16 protein-coding genes are annotated in these 21,160 nt (G+C 70.6%); 10 read left to right on the forward strand and 6 right to left on the reverse strand.

Features of this window, described 5'->3' with window-relative positions:
* Window positions 1-82: 82 nt before the first annotated feature.
* The 10 genes from gcl (at window position 83) to ACIBSV_RS16875 (ending at window position 13,132) form a co-directional block, all read left to right on the forward strand.
* Window positions 83-1,798 carry a glyoxylate carboligase gene (gcl, locus tag ACIBSV_RS16830; protein ID WP_395863576.1) on the forward strand — a complete coding sequence of 572 codons (1,716 nt, stop codon included), beginning with the start codon at window positions 83-85 and terminating at the stop codon, window positions 1,796-1,798.
* Between the two features lie 395 nt (window positions 1,799-2,193).
* A complete protein-coding gene (locus ACIBSV_RS16835; RefSeq protein ID WP_395863578.1) occupies window positions 2,194-3,456 on the forward strand; it encodes a glycerate kinase in 1,263 nt (420 codons plus the stop codon).
* A complete protein-coding gene (allB, locus tag ACIBSV_RS16840) occupies window positions 3,453-4,796 on the forward strand; it encodes an allantoinase AllB (protein ID WP_395863580.1) in 1,344 nt (447 codons plus the stop codon). Before ACIBSV_RS16835 ends, allB begins: the two co-directional genes overlap by 4 nt.
* Before the next feature lie 102 nt (window positions 4,797-4,898).
* Entirely contained in the window at window positions 4,899-5,942 is a 1,044-nt protein-coding gene (gene alc / locus ACIBSV_RS16845; RefSeq protein WP_395863582.1) for an allantoicase, read from the forward strand.
* A gap of 126 nt (window positions 5,943-6,068) precedes the next feature.
* Complete coding sequence (locus tag ACIBSV_RS16850) at window positions 6,069-7,523, forward strand: catalase (protein ID WP_395863584.1); 1,455 nt, start codon at window positions 6,069-6,071, stop codon at window positions 7,521-7,523.
* A 277-nt stretch (window positions 7,524-7,800) separates the two neighbouring features.
* Window positions 7,801-9,213, forward strand: a complete 1,413-nt coding sequence (locus ACIBSV_RS16855; protein ID WP_395863586.1) for a family 2B encapsulin nanocompartment shell protein — start codon at window positions 7,801-7,803, stop codon at window positions 9,211-9,213.
* Window positions 9,214-9,329: 116 nt separating this feature from the next.
* On the forward strand, window positions 9,330-9,539 hold the full coding sequence (locus ACIBSV_RS16860; protein WP_395863587.1) for a CsbD family protein: 210 nt from the start codon (window positions 9,330-9,332) through the stop codon (window positions 9,537-9,539).
* A gap of 277 nt (window positions 9,540-9,816) precedes the next feature.
* The gene (locus ACIBSV_RS16865) at window positions 9,817-10,086 is read left to right on the forward strand and encodes a hypothetical protein (RefSeq protein WP_395863589.1); all 270 of its coding nucleotides are present in this window, start codon (window positions 9,817-9,819) and stop codon (window positions 10,084-10,086) included.
* Window positions 10,079-10,696, forward strand: a complete 618-nt coding sequence (locus ACIBSV_RS16870) for a DUF6879 family protein (RefSeq protein WP_395863591.1) — start codon at window positions 10,079-10,081, stop codon at window positions 10,694-10,696. The genes ACIBSV_RS16865 and ACIBSV_RS16870 overlap by 8 nt, the downstream gene beginning before the upstream one ends.
* 12 nt (window positions 10,697-10,708) lie before the next feature.
* Window positions 10,709-13,132 carry an ATP-binding protein gene (locus ACIBSV_RS16875; RefSeq protein WP_395863592.1) on the forward strand — a complete coding sequence of 808 codons (2,424 nt, stop codon included), beginning with the start codon at window positions 10,709-10,711 and terminating at the stop codon, window positions 13,130-13,132.
* A gap of 4 nt (window positions 13,133-13,136) precedes the next feature.
* On the opposite strand, the gene ACIBSV_RS16880 is transcribed toward ACIBSV_RS16875, so the two are convergent.
* From ACIBSV_RS16880 to ACIBSV_RS16905, 6 genes are all read right to left on the reverse strand, one after another.
* Window positions 13,137-13,886, reverse strand: a complete 750-nt coding sequence (locus ACIBSV_RS16880; protein WP_395863594.1) for a methionyl-tRNA formyltransferase — start codon at window positions 13,884-13,886, stop codon at window positions 13,137-13,139.
* Between the two features lie 601 nt (window positions 13,887-14,487).
* Entirely contained in the window at window positions 14,488-15,609 is a 1,122-nt protein-coding gene (locus tag ACIBSV_RS16885; protein WP_395863596.1) for an XdhC family protein, read from the reverse strand.
* A 37-nt stretch (window positions 15,610-15,646) separates the two neighbouring features.
* Window positions 15,647-17,071, reverse strand: coding sequence for an NCS2 family permease (locus tag ACIBSV_RS16890; RefSeq protein ID WP_395864061.1), 1,425 nt, complete (start codon window positions 17,069-17,071; stop codon window positions 15,647-15,649).
* Window positions 17,072-17,390: 319 nt separating this feature from the next.
* Window positions 17,391-19,757, reverse strand: coding sequence for a xanthine dehydrogenase subunit D (gene pucD / locus ACIBSV_RS16895; RefSeq protein WP_395863598.1), 2,367 nt, complete (start codon window positions 19,755-19,757; stop codon window positions 17,391-17,393).
* 3 nt (window positions 19,758-19,760) lie between these two features.
* Entirely contained in the window at window positions 19,761-20,261 is a 501-nt protein-coding gene (locus tag ACIBSV_RS16900) for a (2Fe-2S)-binding protein (protein WP_395863600.1), read from the reverse strand.
* Window positions 20,258-21,142, reverse strand: a complete 885-nt coding sequence (locus tag ACIBSV_RS16905) for an FAD binding domain-containing protein (protein ID WP_395863602.1) — start codon at window positions 21,140-21,142, stop codon at window positions 20,258-20,260. The genes ACIBSV_RS16900 and ACIBSV_RS16905 overlap by 4 nt, the downstream gene beginning before the upstream one ends.
* Between the last annotated feature and the right edge of the window lie 18 nt (window positions 21,143-21,160).

The following is a 21,160-nucleotide window of genomic DNA, read 5'->3' on the forward strand; positions in this document are numbered from 1 at the left end:
GTTCCGGGCAAGGCAGTTCCGGGCAAGGCGGTGCCGAGCAAGGCAGTTCCGGGCAAGGCAGTTCGAAGCAGGGAGACAACTGATGGCACCCCGTCGAGTTCCGGTCATGAACGCCGTCGTCGAGGTGCTCAGGTCCGAAGGTGTGGACACCGCGTTCGGCTGTCCCGGCGCGGCGATCCTGCCGCTGTACCAGGCCCTGGAAACGGTCGGCGGCATCGAGCACCTGATCGTCCGGCACGAAGAGGGCGCGACCCACATGGCCGACGGCTGGGCCCGTACGAACGGCGGGGTCGGCGTCGCGATCGGTACGTCCGGTCCGGCCGGCACCAACATGATCACCGGTCTGTACACCGCGCTCGCCGACTCCATCCCGATCGTGTGCATCACCGGCCAGGCCGTCTCCAGCAAGCTGCACCAGGAGGCGTTCCAGGCGGTCGACATCGTCGAGATCGCCAAGCCGGTGACCAAGTGGTCCGTGCAGGTCAAGGAGGCCGCACAGGCGCCGTGGATCTTCCGCGAGGCGTTTCGGCTGGCCCGCTCGGGCCGGCCCGGCCCGGTGCTGATCGACCTGCCGCTGGACGTGCAGAAGCAGGAGATCTGGTGGGACTCCGAGGTGGACGCGCCGCTGCCGGTGAGCGAGGTGCTCCCACACCAGCCCCGCGTGGACGCCGCCCTGGACCTGCTGCTCGCCGCCGAGCGTCCGCTGCTGCTCTCCGGTGGCGGCGTGATCATCGGCGAGGCGCACGAGGAGCTCGTCGAGCTGGCCGAACTGCTCCGGATTCCGGTGCAGGTCACCCTGATGGGCAAGGGCTCGATCGACGAGAACCACGCGCTCTACAGCGGGATGACCGGCGTGCAGACCTCGCAGCGCTACGGGAACGCGTCGTTCCTGGAGTCCGACCTGGTGCTCGCGCTCGGCGCGCGCTTCGGCGACCGGCACACCGGCACGCTGGACGTCTACCGGGGCACCCGCAAGTTCATCCACGTGGACATCGAGCCGACCCAGATCGGCAAGGTCTTCGAACCGGACCTGGGCATCGTCTCGGACACCCGGCATTTCCTCCAGGCGATCCTGGCCACCGCGAAGGAGCGGGGCATCCGCCGCGAGGCGGGCGCGTGGGTGGCCCGGATCCAGGAGCTGCGCGCGACGCTGACCCGGCGCGAGGACTTCGACAGCGTGCCGATCAAGGCGCCGCGGGTGTACAAGGAGATCAACGAGGTCTTCGACGAGGACACCTACTTCGTCACCGCGATCGGCCTCTACCAGATCTGGGGCGGCCAGCACCAGAAGGCCTACAAGCCGCGCCACTACCAGGTCTGCGGCCAGGCCGGCCCGCTCGGCTGGGAGATCCCGGCGGCGATCGGCGTCAAGAAGGCGCTCAAGCACAGCGACCCGGACGCCGAGGTGGTCGGCATCGTCGGCGACTACGGCTTCCAGTACCTGGTCGAGGAACTCGCGGTGGCGGCGCAGTACAACGTGCCGTTCGTGATCATCATGATCAACAACGAGTACCTCGGGCTGATCCGCCAGGCGTCGATCCCGTACGAGATGAACTTCCAGGTCGACATCCACTACGACGAGGTCGGCACCGACAACGTCAAGTTGATGGAGGCGTATGGCTGCTCGGGCAAGCGGGTGGTGGAGCCGGACGACATCCGGTCCACCATCGAATGGGCCCGCAAGGAGGCGCAGCGCACATCGCGCCCGGTCCTGGTGGAGATCATGATCGAGCGCGAGGCGAACACGCCGCACGGGCCGGCGATCGACGCGGTCAAGGAGTTCGAGCCGGTTCCGTAGCCGGTCCGCGACCCGCGGTCGGCCGCGTGGCAGACCACGGGTGACCGGCGGGGCGTACCCGCTCGTCAGGTCCGGAGCGGGGCGGGCCGAGTCGTCGGACCCTCCCAGGGGCCCGCCCCGCTCCCTTCGATTCCGCCCGGTGACGCTGATCCCACTCGTGGTGTCGCGCCCGCGTCACCGGGCGGTTGCCACCCCGATCGCACGCGTCGGGTCGGGCCCGCGCCCGACCGTCGCACCCGCGTGGTGTCGCGTGCACGTCGGACCGTCGTCACCCCTGTCGATCTCCCCGAGAGCGGCAGCCACGTAGTTGACTGTGCCTCGGCACGGCATCCGATCGGTCGGCTCCGCGCCGACCCCGGACATCCCCTCCGGCAGCCCACCCGAAGGAGCAGCGCATGGGACCGGTCGTCGTCCTGGCCCCCGACAAGTTCAAGGGGACCCTGACCGCCGTGCAGGCCGCGGTCAGGATCGGTGCCGGGATCCGGCGGGCCCGTCCGGACGCGGACGTGCGCATGTTGCCGATCGCCGACGGCGGCGAGGGCACCGTGGACGCCGCGGTGGCCGCCGGCTTCGCGCGCATCCCGGTACGGGTCACCGGCCCCACCGGGCGGCCGGTGGGCGCGGCGCTCGCCGTGCGTGGCCGGACCGCGGTGGTCGAGCTGGCCGAGTCCTCGGGGCTCGCGCTGCTCCCGGACGGGCCCGCGCCGCTGACGGCGGACACCACCGGGGTGGGCGAGCTGATCGGCCGGGCGCTGGAGCTGGGTTGTACCCGGATCGTGCTCGGCCTGGGCGGCAGCGCCTCCACCGACGGCGGCTCCGGGCTGGCTCGCGCGCTGGGCGTACGGCTGCTGGACGCGGCGGGGGAGGAACTGCCCCGGGGCGGGGCCGCGCTGCTGCGGCTGGACCGGATCGAGCGCGGCGACCTGGCGACCCGGCTGGCCGGCGTCGAGGTGGTGATCGCCTCGGACGTGGACAATCCGCTGCTCGGCCCCAAGGGGGCCGCGGCGGTGTACGGGCCGCAGAAGGGCGCCTCGCCGGACGAGGTTCGGCTCCTGGACTCGGCGCTCGCGCGCTGGGCCGAGGTGGTCGCGCCCGAACTGGCCGAGGTGCCCGGGGCGGGTGCCGCGGGTGGGGCCGGGTTCGGCGCGCTGGCGCTGCTCGGCGCGAGCATCCGGCCCGGCATCGGCCTGCTGCTCGAACTCCTGGGCTTCGACGAACTGCTCGACGGGGCGGATCTCGTGGTCACCGGAGAGGGCAGCCTGGACCGGCAGACCCTGCACGGCAAGGCACCGGCCGGGGTCGCGGTCGCCGCCCGGGAACGGGGTGTACCCGTGGCGGTGGTGTGCGGTCGCGTCGAGTTGAGCGGGGTTCAACTCGACGCGGCCGGCATCGTGGCGGCCTACGCGCTGGCCGACCTCGGCGCCGACAGCATGTCCCGCGCCGGCGAGCTGGCCGAGGACGCGGGCGAACGTCTGGCCCGAGACCTGCTCACCGGCCCGGCCGACGGGGTCGACCCGGCCGGCCGATCCGCATCGCATCACCCGACCTCATCGCACCACCCGTCCGACCCGCCGGACCCGACCCATTCGACGGACCGGCCCGGTTCGACCGACCGGATCGGCTCGGCCCATCCCGTGGACTCGGAGGACGCGTCGTGACCCACACCCCCACCCTCGTACTACGCTCGCGCCGCGTGTTCACCCCGGCCGGCGAGCTTCCGGCCGACGTGATCGTGGCCGGCGGCCGGATCGCCGACGTGGCGCCGTATCGCAGCGCCGCCGGCGCGCCGGTCGAGGATCTGGGCGAACTCGCCCTGCTGCCGGGCCTGGTGGACACCCACGTACACATCAACGAGCCGGGCCGCACCGCGTGGGAGGGCTTCACGAGCGCGACCCGGGCGGCGGCGGCCGGTGGCGTCACCACCTTGATCGACATGCCGCTGAACTCGATCCCGGCCACCGTCACCCTCGACGCGCTGCGGGTCAAGCAGGAGGTCGCGCGCGGTCGGGTGTACGTGGACGTGGGTTTCTGGGGCGGTGCGATCCCGGGCAACACCGACGAGCTGGAACCGCTGTACCGCGCGGGCGTGTACGGGTTCAAGAGTTTCCTCGCACCCTCCGGCGTGGACGAGTTCCCGCACGTGAACGCGGCCGAGTTGGCCCAGGCGCTCACCGAACAGGCGCGGCTGGACGCGCTGGCGATCATCCACGCCGAGGCGCCGCACGTGCTGGACGCGGCGCCGCAGGTGCCCGGCCGGGCGTACGCCGACTTCCTCGCGTCCCGGCCGGACGCGGCCGAGACGGTCGCGGTCGAGCAGTTGCTCGACATCGCCAAGCGCACCGGCGCACGCGTGCACGTCCTGCACGTGTCCTCGGCGCAGGTGTTGCCGCTCCTGGACGCCGCCCGCGCGGACGGGATCGCGGTCACCGCCGAGACCTGCCCGCACTATCTGACCCTGGTCGCCGAGGGTGTTCCGGCGGGCGACACCGCGTTCAAGTGTTGCCCGCCGATCCGCTCCCAGGACAACCGCGACCGGCTGTGGCGCGGGATCGAGGCGGGCTCGTTCGCCGCCGTGGTCTCCGACCACTCGCCGTGCACCGCCGATCTCAAACGGCTGGACGTGGGCGACTTCGCCGCCGCGTGGGGCGGGATCGCGTCGCTGCAACTGGGCCTGGCCACGGTTTGGACCGAGGCCAGGGCACGCGGCTTCGAACTGGCCGACGTGGTCGCGCTGATGGCGGCCGGCCCGGCCCGGTTGGTGGGCCTGGCCCGCAAGGGCGCGATCGCACCGGGATACGACGCCGACCTGGTCGCGTTCGACCCGGACGCGGTGTTCACCGTGGACCCGGCCGGGCTGCACCACCGCAACCCGGTCACCCCGTACGCGGGCCGCGCGCTCACCGGCACGGTGCGCACCACGTGGCTCGCGGGCGCGCCGGTGGACGTGCACGGAAGCCCGCGCGGCCGGCTCCTGGACCGGACGGAGACCGCCGCGTGATCACCCCGGGAATGCGCCGGTTGCGCGGCCACGGCCCGCCCCCTCGTCCCGAGTTGTAGCCGAGTAGCCGTCGACTTCCTTTCCGGACGAGGAGATCAGCCGATGACCGCCGAATTCACCGAATACGTCAACCTCGCCTCGCGCGCCCTCGGGGCGGGCGTGGTGGCCGCCAACGACGAGTGGTTCGCCGAGAAGGAGAACCTGCTCAAGGCCGAGCCGCCGGTCTTCGTACCGCACACGTTCGGCCCCAAGGGCCAGATCATGGACGGCTGGGAGACCCGCCGCCGGCGCGGCCCCTCGGCCGAGCACCCGCATCCCGAACCGGACGCGCACGACTGGGCGATCGTCCGGCTCGGCGTGCCCGGTGTGCTGCGCGGGATCGTGGTGGACACCGCGTTCTTCACCGGCAACTACCCGCCGAGCGGCTCGGTGGAGGCCGCGTCCGTGCCCGGCACACCCTCGGTCGAGGAACTGCTCGACCCGGCGGTGCGGTGGACCACGATCGTCGCGCGCACCGATCTCAAGGGCGACACGGCACACCCGTTCACCGTCACCTCCGGGCAGCGGTTCACCCATGTGCGGCTGAACATCTTCCCCGACGGCGGGGTGGCCAGGCTGCGCGTGTTCGGCGAGGCGGTGCCGGATCCGGCCTGGCTGGACGGGCTCACGGTGGACCTCGCGGCGCAGGAGTACGGCGCGGTGGCCGAGGCGGCCAGCGACCGCTACTTCTCATCGCCGCACAACCTCAACGCGCCGGGCCGCTCGCGGGTGATGGGCGAGGGCTGGGAGACCCGCCGCCGACGGGACGACGGACACGACTGGGTGCGGGTGCGCCTGGTCGAGCAGGCGCAGATCCTGGCCGCCGAGATCGACATCGACAACTACCTCGGCAACGCGCCGGGTTGGGTCGCCCTGATGGGCAGCGACGCGAGCGTGGACCCGGACGGCTGGTTCGAACTGCTGCCGCGCACGAGGGTGCAGCCGGACACTCGGCACCGGTTCCGGCTCACCGACGTACCGCCCGTCACGCACGTGCGCATCGAGGTCTTCCCGGACGGCGGGGTGGCCCGACTGCGGCTGCCGGGACGGCTGACCGAGGGCGGTCTGACAGCCCTGCGGAACCGCTTCGCACCCTCGCAGCGGTAGCGGACGTTCGCACGTACAGAGGGCCCGCGACAGCCGGTCCTCGGTGCACCCACGCTCGGCGCACCCACGCTCGGAAAGACCGGTGCCGCCATCCCCCGGAATAGCTGACAGGGAGTCAACTCTGCTATGAGCAAGCCGATACTGACGACGGAGGCCGGTGCGCCCGTCTCCGACAACCAGAACAGCGCGGCGGCCGGGGCCGGCGGCCCGCTGCTGCTCCAGGACCAGTACCTGATCGAGAAGTTGGCCCGGTTCAACCGCGAGCGCATCCCGGAGCGGGTGGTGCACGCGCGCGGGTCCGGCGCGTACGGCGTGTTCGAGGTGACCGAGGACGTCACCCGCTACACGCGTGCGCACTTCCTCGGCGAGGTCGGGCGACGGACCGAGGTCTTCCAGCGCTTCTCGACCGTCGCGGGCAACCTGGGGGCGGGCGACGCGGTGCGCGATCCGCGCGGGTTCGCGGTGAAGTTCTACACCGAGGAGGGCAATTACGACCTTGTCGGCAACAACACGCCGGTGTTCTTCATCAAGGACCCGCTGAAGTTCCCGGACTTCATCCACTCGCAGAAGCGCGACCCGTACACGGGGACGACCGAGCCGGACAACGTCTGGGACTTCTGGTCGCACTCGCCGGAGGCCACCCACCAGGTCACGTGGCTGTTCGGCGACCGGGGCATCCCGGCGTCCTACCGGCACATGAACGGTTTCGGCTCGCACACCTACCAGTGGGTCAACGCCGAGGGCGAGGCGTTCTGGGTCAAGTACCACTTCACGACGAACCAGGGCATCCGCACGCTCACCAGCGCCGAGGGAGCCGAACTGGCGGGCGAGGACCCGGATTCGCACCAGCGCGACCTGCACCAGGCGATCGACCGGGGTGTCTTCCCGTCCTGGACGCTGTACGTCCAGGTGATGCCGGTCGCCGAGGCGCCGCGCTACCGGTTCAACCCGTTCGACCTGACCAAGGTGTGGCCGCACGCGGATTATCCGTTGCTCAAGGTCGGTCGGCTGACCCTGGACCGCAACCCGGAGAACGTGTTCGCGGATGTCGAGCAGGCCGCGTTCAGCCCGAACAACTTCGTGCCGGGGATCGGGCCGAGCCCGGACAAGATGCTCCAGGGCCGGCTGTTCGCCTACGCGGACGCGCATCGCTACCGCCTGGGCGTCAACCACACGCAGCTCGCGGTGAACGCGCCCAAGGCGACCGCGGCGCTCAACCACGGGCGGGACGGCGCGATGGCGACCAACGCCGGTGGGCGGGCCCGGAATTACGAACCGAACAGCTTCGGCGGTCCGTACGAGAGCGGCGAGCCGTTGTCCGCTCCGCTCGCGGTGACCGGCCACACCGGCGCGCACGCGGCGCCGGCGCACGCGAAGGACGACGACTTCTACCAGGCGGGCGAGCTGTACCGGCTGATGTCCGACACGGAACGGGCCCGGCTGGTCGAGAACATCGCGGGCAGCCTGGGCCAGGTCACCCGGGATGACATCGTGGATCGGGTGCTCCAGCACTTCCACGCGGCGGATCCGGAGTACGGAACGCGCGTGAAGCGGGCGGTCGCGGCGATCCGGGACGTCTGACCCCCGGGCCGGCGGGTCCGGTCCCGGACGAGAGCCACCCGAAGCCCGATCGGGTCGGGTCGACGCGCGCCCGGATGTCCTCGGACGTCCCGGGCGCGCATTCGGCCGTTCGGCCCCATGCCGCGTGGGGCCGGGTGGCCCGGAAACCCCTGGGCAACCGTAGTTACATAGCCACTTCGACGCCTCTCCAGTCTCACCCGTTCGGGTAATGGCCGGCTGCCCTCGCACCGGCAACGATTGACCGCGAAGACCGGTTCATCCAGGGGAGGCGGAATCGTTGTCGATCGATGCTGGGGCCGAAACGAACAGTGAGGCCCAGGACACGCAGGCTCGTTCGAGTCTTGCGACGGCGGCGGCGCGAAATCTCGCGACCACGACCAAGACCGTCCCGCAGATGCAGGACATCACGTCTCGGTGGCTGCTGAAGATGTTGCCGTGGGTCCAGGTGTCGGGTGGTACGTACCGGGTCAACCGGCGGTTGAGTTACCGGGTGGGCGACGGGCGGGTGCAGTTCGTCCAGACCGGATCGGAAGTCCGGGTCATTCCGGCGGAGTTGAGCGAGCTGGCTCCGTTGCGCGGGTTCGAGGACGAGGAGGTGCTGCGCGCGCTGGCGGACCGCTTCGTGCGGCGGGAGTTCGCGGCGGGGGAGACGCTCGCCACGATCGGCGAGCCGAACGACCGGGTATTCCTGGTCGTGCACGGCAAGATCGGCAAGTTCGGGGTGGGACCGTACGGCGATCGCACTTCGCTCGGACTGCACGGCGACGGCGACCACTTCGGCGAGAAGATGCTCGTCGACCGGGAGTCGACCTGGGACTACACGGCCACGGCGGCCACCTCGGTGATCGTGCTCGAGATGCCGCGGGACGCGTTCGACGGGGTCCACGCCGACACGCTGCGTGACCACCTCGCGGATTACGTCGAGAGCAGCGGCCGGCCGCAGAACGCGAAGGGTGAGGCGGAGATCCCGATGTCCGCCGGCCACCACGGCGAGGCGGTGCTGCCGGGCAGCTTCGTGGACTACGAACTCAAGCCGCGCGAGTACGAGTTGAGCGCGGCGCAGACGGTGCTGCGGGTGCACAGCCGGGTGGCCGATCTGTACAACCAGCCGATGGACCAGATCGAGCAGCAGCTGCGACTGACCATCGAGGCGCTGCGCGAGCGGCAGGAACACGAGCTGATCAACAACCGCGAGTTCGGCCTGCTGCACAACGCGGACTACGAGCAGCGCATCCAGGCCCAGGCGGGCCCGCCGACGCCGGACGACATGGACGAGCTGCTCAGCCGGCGGCGCGGCTCCCGGCTGTTCCTGGCCCACCCGCGCACGATCGCCGCGTTCGGCCGCGAATGCAGCCGGCTCGGCCTGTACCCGACCACGGTCGACGTGGGCGGCAACCAGATCCCGGCCTGGCGCGGGGTGCCGATCTTCCCGTGCAACAAGATCCCGATCTCCGAGGCGCGCACGAGTTCGATTCTGGTGCTGCGTACGGGTGAGGACGACCAGGGTGTGGTGGGCCTGCATCAGACCGGCCTGCCGGACGAGTACCAGCCCGGCCTGTCCGTGCGATTCATGGGCATCAACGAGCAGGCGCTGATCTCCTACCTGGTCACCGCGTACTACTCGGCGGCGATCCTGGTGCCCGACGCGCTCGGCGTCCTGGAGAACGTGGAGATCTCCCGAGTCGGGTGACAAAGGTCACGAGCATCACCAAATTGTGTCGGATGGGTCGTTTCCGGTTATAGGTCGGGCTGGACGTCGCGCGAACAACGGACGCGCGCGGTCGATCGTGACAGGAGACCCGAGACATGGGCATCGACGACAACATCCGCAACAAGGCCCAGGATGTCGGCGGCCAGGCCAAGGAGAAGGTCGGCGAGGCGACCGGAAACGAGGACCTGCGCGACGAGGGTCAGCAGGACCAGGGTTCGGCCAAGGCCAAGGAAGCCGTCACGAGTGCCAAGGACAAGGCCAACGAGGCGATCAACAAGATCAAGGGCTCCCTCAAACGCGACTGACCCACCCTCGCAAGGCCCGAGGCCCCCGGCGCGCGCCGGGGGCCTCGGGGCGTTCCGGCGGCGGATGCGCGTCACCGGGGCGCGGCGGCACGGGATTCCGGGACTCGGGGTCGGCGGGAATCGTTCTGGCTCGGGCGGGAATTTTTCTGGATCAAGGCATCGATAAACGGTGATCATTTCATCCGATCGGTTGCCGGTATGCCCATATGCGTTGTCCGGTCGGTGCGGGCGCGCCTACACTGGGTGATCAATGGCGAGTTCGAGACTTGGGGGAGTCATGAATCGACCTTGGGAAGCCGATCCGTCCGCCGCGCTGTCACGGAGACTGGGCAAATCGGCCGCGGAGCTGGGGCAGAGCGAGGGGCGTGAGGGCTGTCCTGATATCTGGGAGTTGGACAACGGTGACATTGCGATCATCGGTCGCGATCTGACCGACGCCTACCTGCCGCTATTGCCCGCTGGTGTGACCGTCGCTTCCGACGAACGCATGGTGATCATTCCGCGCATCATGCTCGTCGCCGCCAAGAAGGATATTCCGGATGCCTGATCCCGACCTCTTCGACGAGGCTTCGGGCGAGTTCCTCGCACTTGCGGACTACCGGGACGACTTCGCGGCTCGCGAGGCCGCGGGCCGGGGCCAGGCGTCCTGGAAGCTGGAGCGACGGCAGGTCTTCAGGGAGCCCGGCAACGAGAGCTGGGAGGCGTTCGCGCGCGGGGACTGGAGCGAGGCGCTGCGGCTCGCGGAGCAGCGCCGTGGTTCCCTCGCCGAATATCAGGCCACGGTCGACGCACAACGGAACACGTTGTATCGGGTGCGTGTGGTGGAGGAGCCGATCGCGCCCTATCTGCAATGGGAGCTCAATCTTCTCCGGGTTCGCGCCGAGGTCGGCGAGAATATCAGGATCATCGGGCCCGAGAAAATTGCCGACCGTGAAAGAATCGCCGCGCTGCCCGAATTGATCACCCTCGGTTCGCATACGCTCTATAAAATCGTCTACACCGACGAAGGCGTGCTCGACGGCGGTATTCGAATTACCGATCCGGAAAGTGTCGCCAAGGTCACCGAATTGGCCGAGGAGCTTTACCGGGGCGGCGAGGAGATCGATAGCTTCTTCGAGCGCCGGGTAGCCCACCTGCCGCCGCCGAAACTCGAATAGGAGCCGATCAGGATGCCCACTCCCGCCGGCGGAAGCGAATTCGGGTCGGCGGATCCGTCGGGCGCCGCGCCCGGGTCGACGCATTCCGAATTGTCCGGGGCCGCGGGCAACGTCGTCCAGGCACGTGAGGTCTCCGGCGGGGTGCACTTCCATCAGGACGGTGCGCCCCGACGCCCGGTGCCTCGCCAGCTTCCGGGCGACGTGCGCGGATTCGTCAATCGAACCCGGGACCTCGAACGCCTGGACGAGATCACCGCCGCCGATTGCACGGAACCGGGCGTCACGGCCCTCGCGGTCATCGCCGGCACCGCCGGGGTGGGCAAGACGTCGCTGGCCCTGCGGTGGGCGCATCGCGAACAGCATCGATTTCCCGATGGTCAGTTGTACGTCAACCTCAGGGGCTACGACCCGGGCAAGCCGGTGACCCCGCAACACGCGCTCGACTGTTTCCTGGAAGCGCTCGACGTACCGCCGAGGGCGATCCCCCGGAAGTTGCCCGACAAGGCTGCCGCCTATCGGTCCCTGCTGGCCGGACGGCGCATCCTGGTGGTGCTGGACAACGCCGCGGGCGTGTCCCAGGTACGCCCGTTGTTGCCCGGCTCGGGTGGCTGTCAGGTGCTCGTGACGAGCCGGAGTCGGCTGTCCGGGCTTGCCGCCCGGGAGGGTGCGCGCCGGATCACCCTGGACGTGCTGTCCGAGGACGAGGCGGTGCGACTGGTGCGTGAGGTCACCGCGGGACAGCGCCCGGACGACGAACCGGCCGCGCTGGCCGAACTGGCCCGGCTGTGCGCCCACCTGCCGTTGGCACTGCGGATTGCCGCCGAGCGCGCGGCGGCCCGTCCCTGGATGCGGCTCACCGACCTGATCCGCGATCTGCGCGACGAGTCGGTGTTGTGGGACGCGCTGACGGTGGACGACGGCGAGGAGGCGGACGCCGTACGCACGGTCTTCGCGTGGTCGTACCGCGCGTTGCCGCCCGAGGAGGCTCGGCTGTTCCGACTCCTCGGCCTGCACCCGGGGCCCGATTTCGGGGCGGGCGTCGCGGCGACGCTTGCCGGGGTGACCCTCGCGCGGGCACGGACCCTGCTCGACGTGCTCATCGGTGCCCACCTCATCGAGCAACACGAGGCGGACCGCTACCACTTCCACGACCTCCTGCGGACCTACGCCAGGGACCAGGCTTGCCACGAGGAGGCCCCGGAGCTGCGGAACGGTCTGCTTCGTCGGGTCCTGAACTGGTACGGGCATACCGCGGACGCGGCGCAGACCTGGATCAATCCACACGAGCCGCATGTCGAACTCGACGCGCCGGAAGAGGGCGTCGTACCGCTGGTCTTCTCCGGTCACGACGAGGCGGTCGCGTGGTACGAGGCCGAGCGCGCCGGCCTGCCGGCGATAATCCTCGCGGCGGTCGACGCGGGACTCGATCGGCCGGCATGGCAATTGGCGGTGGTACTGCGGGCCATTCACATGCGCCTGCAACCCTTCGACGAATGGATCGCGATCGCCGACGCCGGCTTGGTGGCGGCTCGACGCTCGGGGGATCGTGCGGCCGAGGCGGAAGTTCTGGAAAGCCTGGGGATGGCGTACGCACAGCGAGGGCAGGCGGTCGAGGCGGCCGACTTCCACCGGAATTGCCTGACGATCCGTCAGGAATTGCTGGACCCGCGGGGAGTGGCGTTCGCGCTGAACAATCTCGCCGTACTCGGGTTGCGCACTCTCGATTCGGCGGCGGCGCTGTTGTGGGCTCGGCGCGCGGCCGAGGCATTCGAGGCGATCGGCGAGTGGCATTGGGCCCGGATCTCCCGGGTGAATCTCGCCGAAGCATATTGCGAGGCCGAAGAGTTCGGCTCCGCCGTCGCGCTCGTGAGCGAGGTGCTGCCGGAGTTGCGGGAGCCGGCTTCGGCCGGTCATCGAGGCAATGCGCTGAATGTGTTGAGTACGGCGCGGCTCGGGCTCGGCGATGCCGAGTCCGCACGCGCGGCGGCCGCGGCGGCCGTGGAAGTCGCCACGAGCCGGCACAACCGGGTCTGGGAGGGCCATTGGTTGTGCACCCTCGGCCGTGCCCAGCAGGCCTGCGGCGACATCGACGAGGCGCTGGCCTCCTATCGGCGCTCGGCCGCCCTCCAGCACGGCCTCGGTGACCGTGTGCGTGAGGCGAGGGCCTGGCATCTGACCGGTGTCGCGTATCAGGCGCTGGGCCGGCATCGCGAGGCCGTCGACTTCCACCTGACGGCTGCGGCGGTCTTTCGCGAACTCGACGACGGGCGGCGCCTCGCGGTCGTCCTGGCAGATCTCGCCGAGGCCCGGTCGTGCTCGGGAGAGCACGACGCGGGTGCGGCGGCCCGGCGTGAGGCGGTGGGGATTCTGGCCCGCTATGACGACGTGCGGGCATCGCGACTGAGGGAGCGACAGGCGCGGATCCTCGGCGACTGAGCCGTTACGTCGCGATCTCCTCGCTCTCCACGATCCACAGCGGACCGTCCCCACACTCCACCCGGACGGCCCCGGACACCGGAGTCGGGGAGGTGCGGTGTACGAGCAGGCGGCGACCTGCCACGGTGGCGATCGCGGCGCGGTCGACGAAGAAATGGAACATTCGTACGTCGTTGTGGATGTCGCGGGCGGGGCGGGACCAGTCCACGAGCCGATCCTCCTCGGGAACCCACCCGGCGGTGGTGGCCGCCGTGTCGTCCTGGGGTGTGCCCGGGACGCGGGCCGCCACCAGGGCCAGGGCCTCGGGGAGCAGACGTTCGATCGTCGCGTCGATCTCGGCGAACAGGGCGTCCGGGTCGATGTCGTCGGCGAGTTCGATGCCGCCGGCGCGGGCCAGGACGGGACCGGTGTCGAAGTCCTCGGTCATTCGGTGGATGGTGACGCCGGTCGTGGCGTCTCCCGCTCGAATGGCCCAGTGGATGGGGCACGGACCCCGGTGTCGAGGCAGCAGCGAGGAGTGGATGTTGATCGCGCCCAGGCGCGGGAGGCGCAACGCGCTCGCCGGGACGCGCCACGGGAAGCCGTGTACCAGGATCAGGTCGAGGTCGGCGCCGGCCAGTAACCGGGTCAACCCGGCGCCGTCGCGGGGCAGCGCGAGATCCACGTCGGTGGGCAGGCGTTCGACGATCTCCGCGACCTCGGCCGGGGTATGGGGGTCGGCGGCGCGACGGGGGCGTAGCGAGCGGGCGCGCACGTAGGTGACGGGGTGGTGGCCGGCGGCGGCGCAGATCGCGTGTAGTCGGGCGAAGCTCGCGGCGGAATGGGATGCGATTGCGACGCGGAGCGGCGGGGGTGTTGCGGGTGCGGGTGCGGGGGGTGTTGGGGCTGGTCGGGCTGGTGGGGGCGCGGTCATGGGGCTCCTGACGGAAGGGTGGACGGCCGGGCAACGGTCGTGTTGGCCTGGCTGGTTCCACTATTCCGAGAGTTGCGTGGCTCGCGCGGGCAACAGCGGAATTGGGGGCCTCATTCGCCGGCGGGCTGTTGGGTTGCTTGGTTGGCCTCAAGCGCCGGCCGGGCTGTTGGGGCGCCTGGTCGGGTTGGGAGGTGGCCTCAAGCGCCGGCCGGGCTGGAGGGTGCCTGGTCGGGTTGGGAGGTGGCCTCAAGCGCCGGCCGGGCTGGAGGGTGCCTGGTCGGGTTGATGGGTGGCCTCAAGCGCCGGCCGGGCTGTTGGGGTGCCTGGTCGGGTTGGGAGGTGGCCTCGAGTTTCGGCCGGGCTGGAGATTGTCGGCCGGGCTGGGAGGTGTCGGCCGGGCTGGGGGTGTCGGTTGGGTTGGAGGGTCGGCCGGGGGTGGGGGTCAGGCGGCCTTGGAGTGGATGGGGCCTGTGGCTGTGCGTAGGGGGAGGCCGGTGGCGGCGTGGTGGGTGGCTATCACCTCGGCGAAGATCGACAGGGCTGTCTCCTCCGGGGTTCGGGCGCCCAGGTCCAGGCCGATGGGGGAGTGGAGGGCGGCCAACTCCCTTTCGGTGAGCGTGGTTTCGCGGAGGCGGGTGAGGCGGGCCTCGTGGGTGCGGCGGGAGCCCATCGCGCCGACGTAGGCCAGGTCCAGGCGCAGCGCGAGGTCGAGGAGGGGGATGTCGAACTTCGGGTCGTGGGTGAGCACCGTGACCACCGTGCGTCGGTCCAGGGACGGCGCGATCGAGGCCAGGTGGCGGTGCGGCCAGTCCACGACGACCTCGTCCGCCTCCGGGAACCGCCGCCGCGTCGCGAACACCTCGCGGGCGTCGCACACCGTCACGTGGTAGCCGAGCAGCTTGCCCATCCGGGCCACCGCCGCCGCGAAGTCGATCGCGCCGTAGACCAGGAGACGGGGCGGCGGGGTGCGGCTCTCGACGAAGACGGTGATGTCGTCCGGGCCCGCCTCCGGGCACGGGCGGCCGTCCGGACGCAGCGTCGACAAGCCGGTGCGGCCCGCGTTCAGCATGGCCCGGGCCGTGTCGATCACCGACGCGTCCAGCGCGGGATCGGCGCCGTACGTACCGATCACCTCCGCGTCGGCGATCACCGTGATCACCGCGCCGAGCAGCTCGGCCGGCCCGGCCACGACCTGGGCCGCGGCGACCGGGATGTCCCGCTCGGCCGCGGCCAACGCCGCCTCCACGGCGGCGTCGCCGCCGGGTCGAACGAACACGTCCAGCACTCCGCCGCAGGTGAGCCCCACGGCGAAGGCGTCCTCGTCGCTGTAGCCGAAGCGCTGGAGCACCGGGGTCCCGCTGTCCAGCGCCTCGCGGCACAGCTCGTACACCGCACCCTCCACGCACCCGCCCGAGACGCTGCCGACCACCGTGCCGTCGGCGGCCACCGCGAGCGCCGCACCCGGGGGGCGGGGCGCGCTCCCGCTGACGCGGACCACGGTGGCCAGGGCGTATGGCGTTCCCGCACGTCGCCATGCCGCGATTTCGGTCCCGAGGTCGAGCATCGACGTCTCCTGGGTTGTGGGTGGCGCGGTCGGTGCGTCAGCTGACGCCCAACCACTCCTTGATCGGATGCAGGGCGAAGAACACGAGGAACGCCAGGGTGAGGACCCACATCAGCGGGCCGATGTCGCGGAACTTGCCCTGGGCGGCCTTGATCAGGGTGTAGACGATCACGCCGGCGCCGACGCCCGCGGTGATCGAGTACGTGAACGGCATCAGCACGATGGTCAGGAACGCCGGGATCGCCGCCGCCTTGTCGTCCCAGTCGATGTGCTTGACCTGGGTGATCATCATCGAGCCGATCACCACGAGGGCCGCGGCCGCGACCTGGTCCGGGACCACGCCGGCGATCGGTGTGAAGAACAACATCAGGCCGAAGATGCCGCCGGTGACCACGCTGGACAGACCCGTGCGCGCGCCGTCGCCGACGCCGGTGGCCGACTCGATGAACACCGTCTGACCGGACGAGCTGGTCACGCCACCGATGACGCCCCCCGCGCCGTCGATGGCCAGCGCCTTGGACAGGCCGGGCATCCGACCCTTGTCGTCCACGAGTTTGGCCTCGTTGCCGATCCCGATGATGGTCGCCATCGCGTCGAAGAAGCCCGCGAACACCAGGGTGAACACCAGGACGGAGGCGGTGATCCCGCCCGCCTCGGCGAAGCCGCCGAACACGCTCACGTCACCGAACAGCCCGAAGTCGGGCGCGTCGACCACCTTGTCCGGCAGGTTCGGGACGCCACCGCCCCAGGTCTTGTCGGATATGTCGACGACCGCGTTGACCACCATCGCCAGCAGCGTGCCGAACACCAGGCCGATCAGGATCGCGCCGCGGATGTTGCGGGCCATCAGCAGGAAGATGCTGATCACCGTGACCGCGAAGATCAGTACCGGCCAGCCGGCCAGCTCCCCGGCCGGGCCGAGCGTGACCGGCGGTCCGCCCGGCGCGGCGTTCTCGGTGACCACGCCGGCCTTGTTCAGGCCGATCATCGCGATGAACAGCCCGATGCCGATGGTGATCGCGTGCTTGAGCGCCATCGGGATGGCGTTCATGATCCGCTCGCGCAGACCCGAGACGACCATCAACATGATGATCAGGCCGTAGATGACGCACAGGCCCATCGCCTGCGGCCAGGTCATCTCGGCGGCCACCTGACTGCCCACCACGCCGGCCACCGACAGACCCGCGGCGAGCGCGAGCGGCACGTTGCCGATCAGGCCCATCGCGACCGTGGTGATGAACGCCGCCAGCGCGGTCATCGTGGTGATCTGCGCGGGGTCGAGTTGATGCCCCTTGACGTCCTTGCCACCGAGCAGAATCGGGTTGAGCAGCAGGATGTACGCCATCGCCATGAACGTGGTGAGGCCGCCGCGCAGTTCGCGGCCCACCGAGCTGCCGCGCGCGCTGATCCTGAAGTACTTGTCCAATGCGCCCGAGCCGCCCGAGCCGCCCGAGCCGGTCAGGGGCGACGGGTCGCCGGTGAGGGTCGTCCCGGATCCGTGTGGCGGATGCGGGGGATTTTCGCCGGGTTCCGTCGGAACCGAGGTCTGAGCCACTTCCCACTCCCAAGTGTCTTAGGTGTTGTTGGGGTGGAGCCGGTCGCCGCGTCGGGGCTGCCCGACCGCTTCGGGCAGGCGAATGCGACGACTTTTCTGCGTGGGGGCGCGTCCGTTCGACGACACGGCGATCGGCCGTGCGGAGTCGGGCCGGTCCGGCCCCGGGGAGGCGTCTGCGCCGCCGCCGGGGCCGTACTACGGTCTTGAAACCAGAACTGACGGTGTCTCAGGTCCCGGTGAGATGTTCCGGCCGAACCGGTACCCGGTTCAGCGCGAGGCCGGTCGCCGCGCGGATCGCCGCGACGATCGCCGGTGTCGAGGAGAGGGTGGGCGCCTCGCCGGCCCCGCGCAGCCCGTACGGCGCGTTGGGGTCGGCCAGTTCGAGCACGTCCACCGGCATCGGCGGGGTGTCGAGAATGGTGGGGATCAGGTAGTCCGTGAACGAGGGGTTTTGGACCTTGCCGTCCCTGACGATGATCTCCTCCATCACCGCCAGGCCCAATCCCTGGGTGCTGCCGCCGTGGATCTGGCCGACCACGGCGAGCGGGTTGATCGCCTTGCCGACATCCTGCGCCGCGGCCAGCTCGATCACCTTGACCAGACCCAGTTCCACGTCCACGTCCACCACCGCGCGGTGCGCGCAGAAGGTGTACTGGACGTGCCCGAAGCCCTGCCCGGTGACCTTGTCGAACGCCTCGGTCGGCCGGTGGTGGAACACGGTGGTCTCGTCCACCGGCTCGTCGCCGAGCAGTTCGGCCAGGTCGGCGACGACCTCGCCGGCGGCGTTGACCACCTTGCCGCCGGACAGCCGCAGGCCCGCCGTGGACGCGGGCGCCCAGCCGTGCCGAGCCCGACCGCGGGCGAGCACCGCGGCGCGCACCGTCTCGGCTGCCAGCTTGACCGCGCCGCCGGTCATGTACGTCTGTCGGGACGCGGACGTCGAACCCGCCGAGCCCACCCGGGTGTCCGCCGGCGCGATGGTCACCTGGTCCACGCCCAGCTCGGTACGCACGATCTGCGCGTGCACGGTGACCCCGCCCTGGCCGACCTCGGCCATCGCTGTGTGCACCAGCGCGACCGGCGCGCCGTTGATCACCTCCAACCGGACCCGGGCCGTCGAGTAGTCGTCGAAGCCCTCGGAGAAGCCGACGTTCTTGATGCCGACCGCGTAGCCGACCCCGCGCACCACGCCCTCGCCGTGCGTGGTGTTGGACAGTCCGCCGGGCAGCTCGCGCACATCCGGGCCGTCGGCCGTGCGCCAGTTCTCCACCTCGGGCAGCGGCATCTCCTTGACCCGCCGGAGCAGATCGGCGACCGGCGCGGGGGCGTCCACGGTCTGCCCGGTGGGCAGCACCGAGCCCTGCTCCATCGCATTCAACCGGCGCAACTCGACTGGATCCAGGCCCAGTTCCTCGGCCAGTCGGTCCATCTGCGTCTCGTAGCCGAAGCACATCTGCACCGCGCCGAAACCGCGCATCGCGCCACACGGCGGATTGTTGGTGTACACCGCCGTCGAGTCGACCACCGCGTTGGGGATCACGTACGGCCCGATGCCCAGCGAGGCCGCGTTGCCGACCACGGCGGGTGAGGCGGACGCGTAGGCGCCGCCGTCCAGGACGATCTCGGCCTTGACGAAGACCAGCCTGCCGTCCCGGGTGGCGCCGTGCTCGAACACCATCGTCGCGGGATGGCGGTGCACGTGGCCGAAGAAGGACTCCTCGCGGTTGTACACGATCTTGACCGGCTTGCCGGTGTGCTGCGCGAGCAGGCACGCGTGCACCTGCATCGAGATGTCCTCGCGCCCGCCGAACGCGCCGCCGACGCCGGCCAGGGTGAGCCTGACCTTCTCCGGCGGCAGGCCCAGCACCGGGCACATCTGCTGCTGGTCCACGTGCAGCCACTGGGTGGCGATGTACAGGTCGATGCCACCGTCCTCGGCGGGCACCGCGAGACCGGACTCCGGGCCCAGGAACGCCTGGTCCTGCATGCCGACCTCGTACTCGCCGCGCACGATCACGTCCGCGAGCGCGCGCACCTCGGCCGAATCGCCGTCGCCGTGGTGGATGTGCTGGCTGTGCACGATGTTGCCGAAGGCGTGCGCCTTGTAGTCGGCCGGTGCGTGAACATAGCCGAACCGTTCCGGATCCAACGCCTCGACCGGGCCGATCGAGGGCAGCACGTCGTACTCGACCACGATCTTGGCGACCGCGCGGCGCGCGGTCTCGGGGTGGTCGGCCGCGACGATCACGATCGGCTCGCCGTGGAAGCGCACCTCGTCGATCGCCAGCACGGGCTGGTCCTGGATCTCCAGGCCGTAGTACTTGGCGCCGGGGATGTCCTCGTGCGTGAGCACCGCGTACACACCCGGCTGGGCGAGTGCGCCGGACACGTCCACCGACAGGATCCGGGCCCGGGCGTGCGGACTGCGCAGGGCCGTGCCCCACAACATGTCCTCGTGCCACAGGTCCGAGGAGTAGGCGAAGTCGCCCTTGACCTTGAGGATGCCGTCCGGGCGCAGCGGCGAGGCGCCGATGCCGTCCCGGCCGTGTGCGGTCACGTCCTGGAGGTTCTTCGGCTTGGTCAGACCGGCCATGGCTCAGCCCTCCGCTACGGTCGAGGCCGCGTCGCGGGCGTCGGCCTTGCGGGCGGCGGCGAGGCGGACCGCGTCCATGATCTTCTCGTAGCCCGTACAGCGGCACAGGTTGCCCGAGAGCGCCTCGCGGATCTCCGCGTCGGAGGGGTGGTGCGCCCGGTTCAGCAGGTCGTGCGTCTGGACCAGCAACCCCGGCGTACAGAACCCGCACTGCACGGCGCCCGCGTCCACGAACGCCTGCTGGACCGGGTCCAGGGTGTCGCCGTCGGCCAGGCCCTCGACGGTGCCGACCTCGCGGTCCTGCACCTGGCCGGCCGCGACCAGACACGAACAGACCGGGTCGCCGTCGAGATAGACCGTGCAGGAGCCGCATTCGCCCTGTTCGCACGCGTTCTTCGAGCCGGGCAGGCCGACCCGTTCGCGCAGCACGTACAGCAGGCTCTCGCCCTCCCATACGTCCTCCGCCTCGGTCGGGCGGCCGTTCACGGTGAATGTGACCTTCACGCGGCGGCCCTCCCGGTGGTGCGGTGGTCGTTCCAGGTCCAGATCAGCGTGCGCCGGGCCATCACGGCCAGCGCGTGTCGCCGGTACGCGGCCGAACCGCGCACGTCGTCGATCGGCGCCGCGGCCTGCGCGACCAGTTCGCCGAAGCGCTTGGCGGTGGCCACGGGCAACTCGGCGCCGGAGGTCCACAGACCGGTGTCCTCGAGCTCGGCGCGGATGAACGCCTCGGCCTCGGTCGCCCGCCGCGGGGTGGGTGCGGCCGAACCGATCCCGGTGCGCACGTCGCGGGCGCGCGGATGCAGCGCGACCGCGAACGAGCAGACCGCGATCACCATCGCGTTGCGGGTGCCGATCTTGGCGAACTGCTGCGGCCCGGTCGCGGACGGGATGTGGACCGCCCGGATTAGTTCGTCCGGCTCCAGCGCGTTGCGCTTGACCCCGAGATAGAAGTCGTCGATCGGGATCAGCCGGGTGCCGCGCACCGAGGCCGCCTCGACGGTCGCCCCGGACGCGAGCAGCGGCGGGTGCGCGTCGCCCGCGGGCGAGGCGCCACCGAGGTTGCCGCCTACCGAGCCCCGGTTGCGGATCTGTGGTGACCCGACCGTGCGCGCGCCCAGCGACAGGCCCGGAAGCCGGTCGTGCAGCGAGTCGATGATCTTCGCGTACGGCACGGAGGCGCCGAGACGCACGGTGTCGTCCTTCTCGATCTGCCAGGTGTGCAGCTCGTGGATACGGTTGAGATCCAACAGGGCTTCCGGACGATGCCGATCGAAGTTCAGTTCGACCATCACGTCGGTGCCACCGGCGATCGGGACCGCGGACGGGTGCTGCGCCTTGACGGCGAGCGCCTCCTCCCACGTCGCGGGCCGCAGGAATTCCATGACGGGTGTCTCCTTCTG

Origin of the sequence: Embleya sp. NPDC050154 (assembly GCF_044460165.1) — a bacterium.
In the GTDB taxonomy this organism is placed as follows: Bacteria; Actinomycetota; Actinomycetes; order Streptomycetales; family Streptomycetaceae; genus Embleya.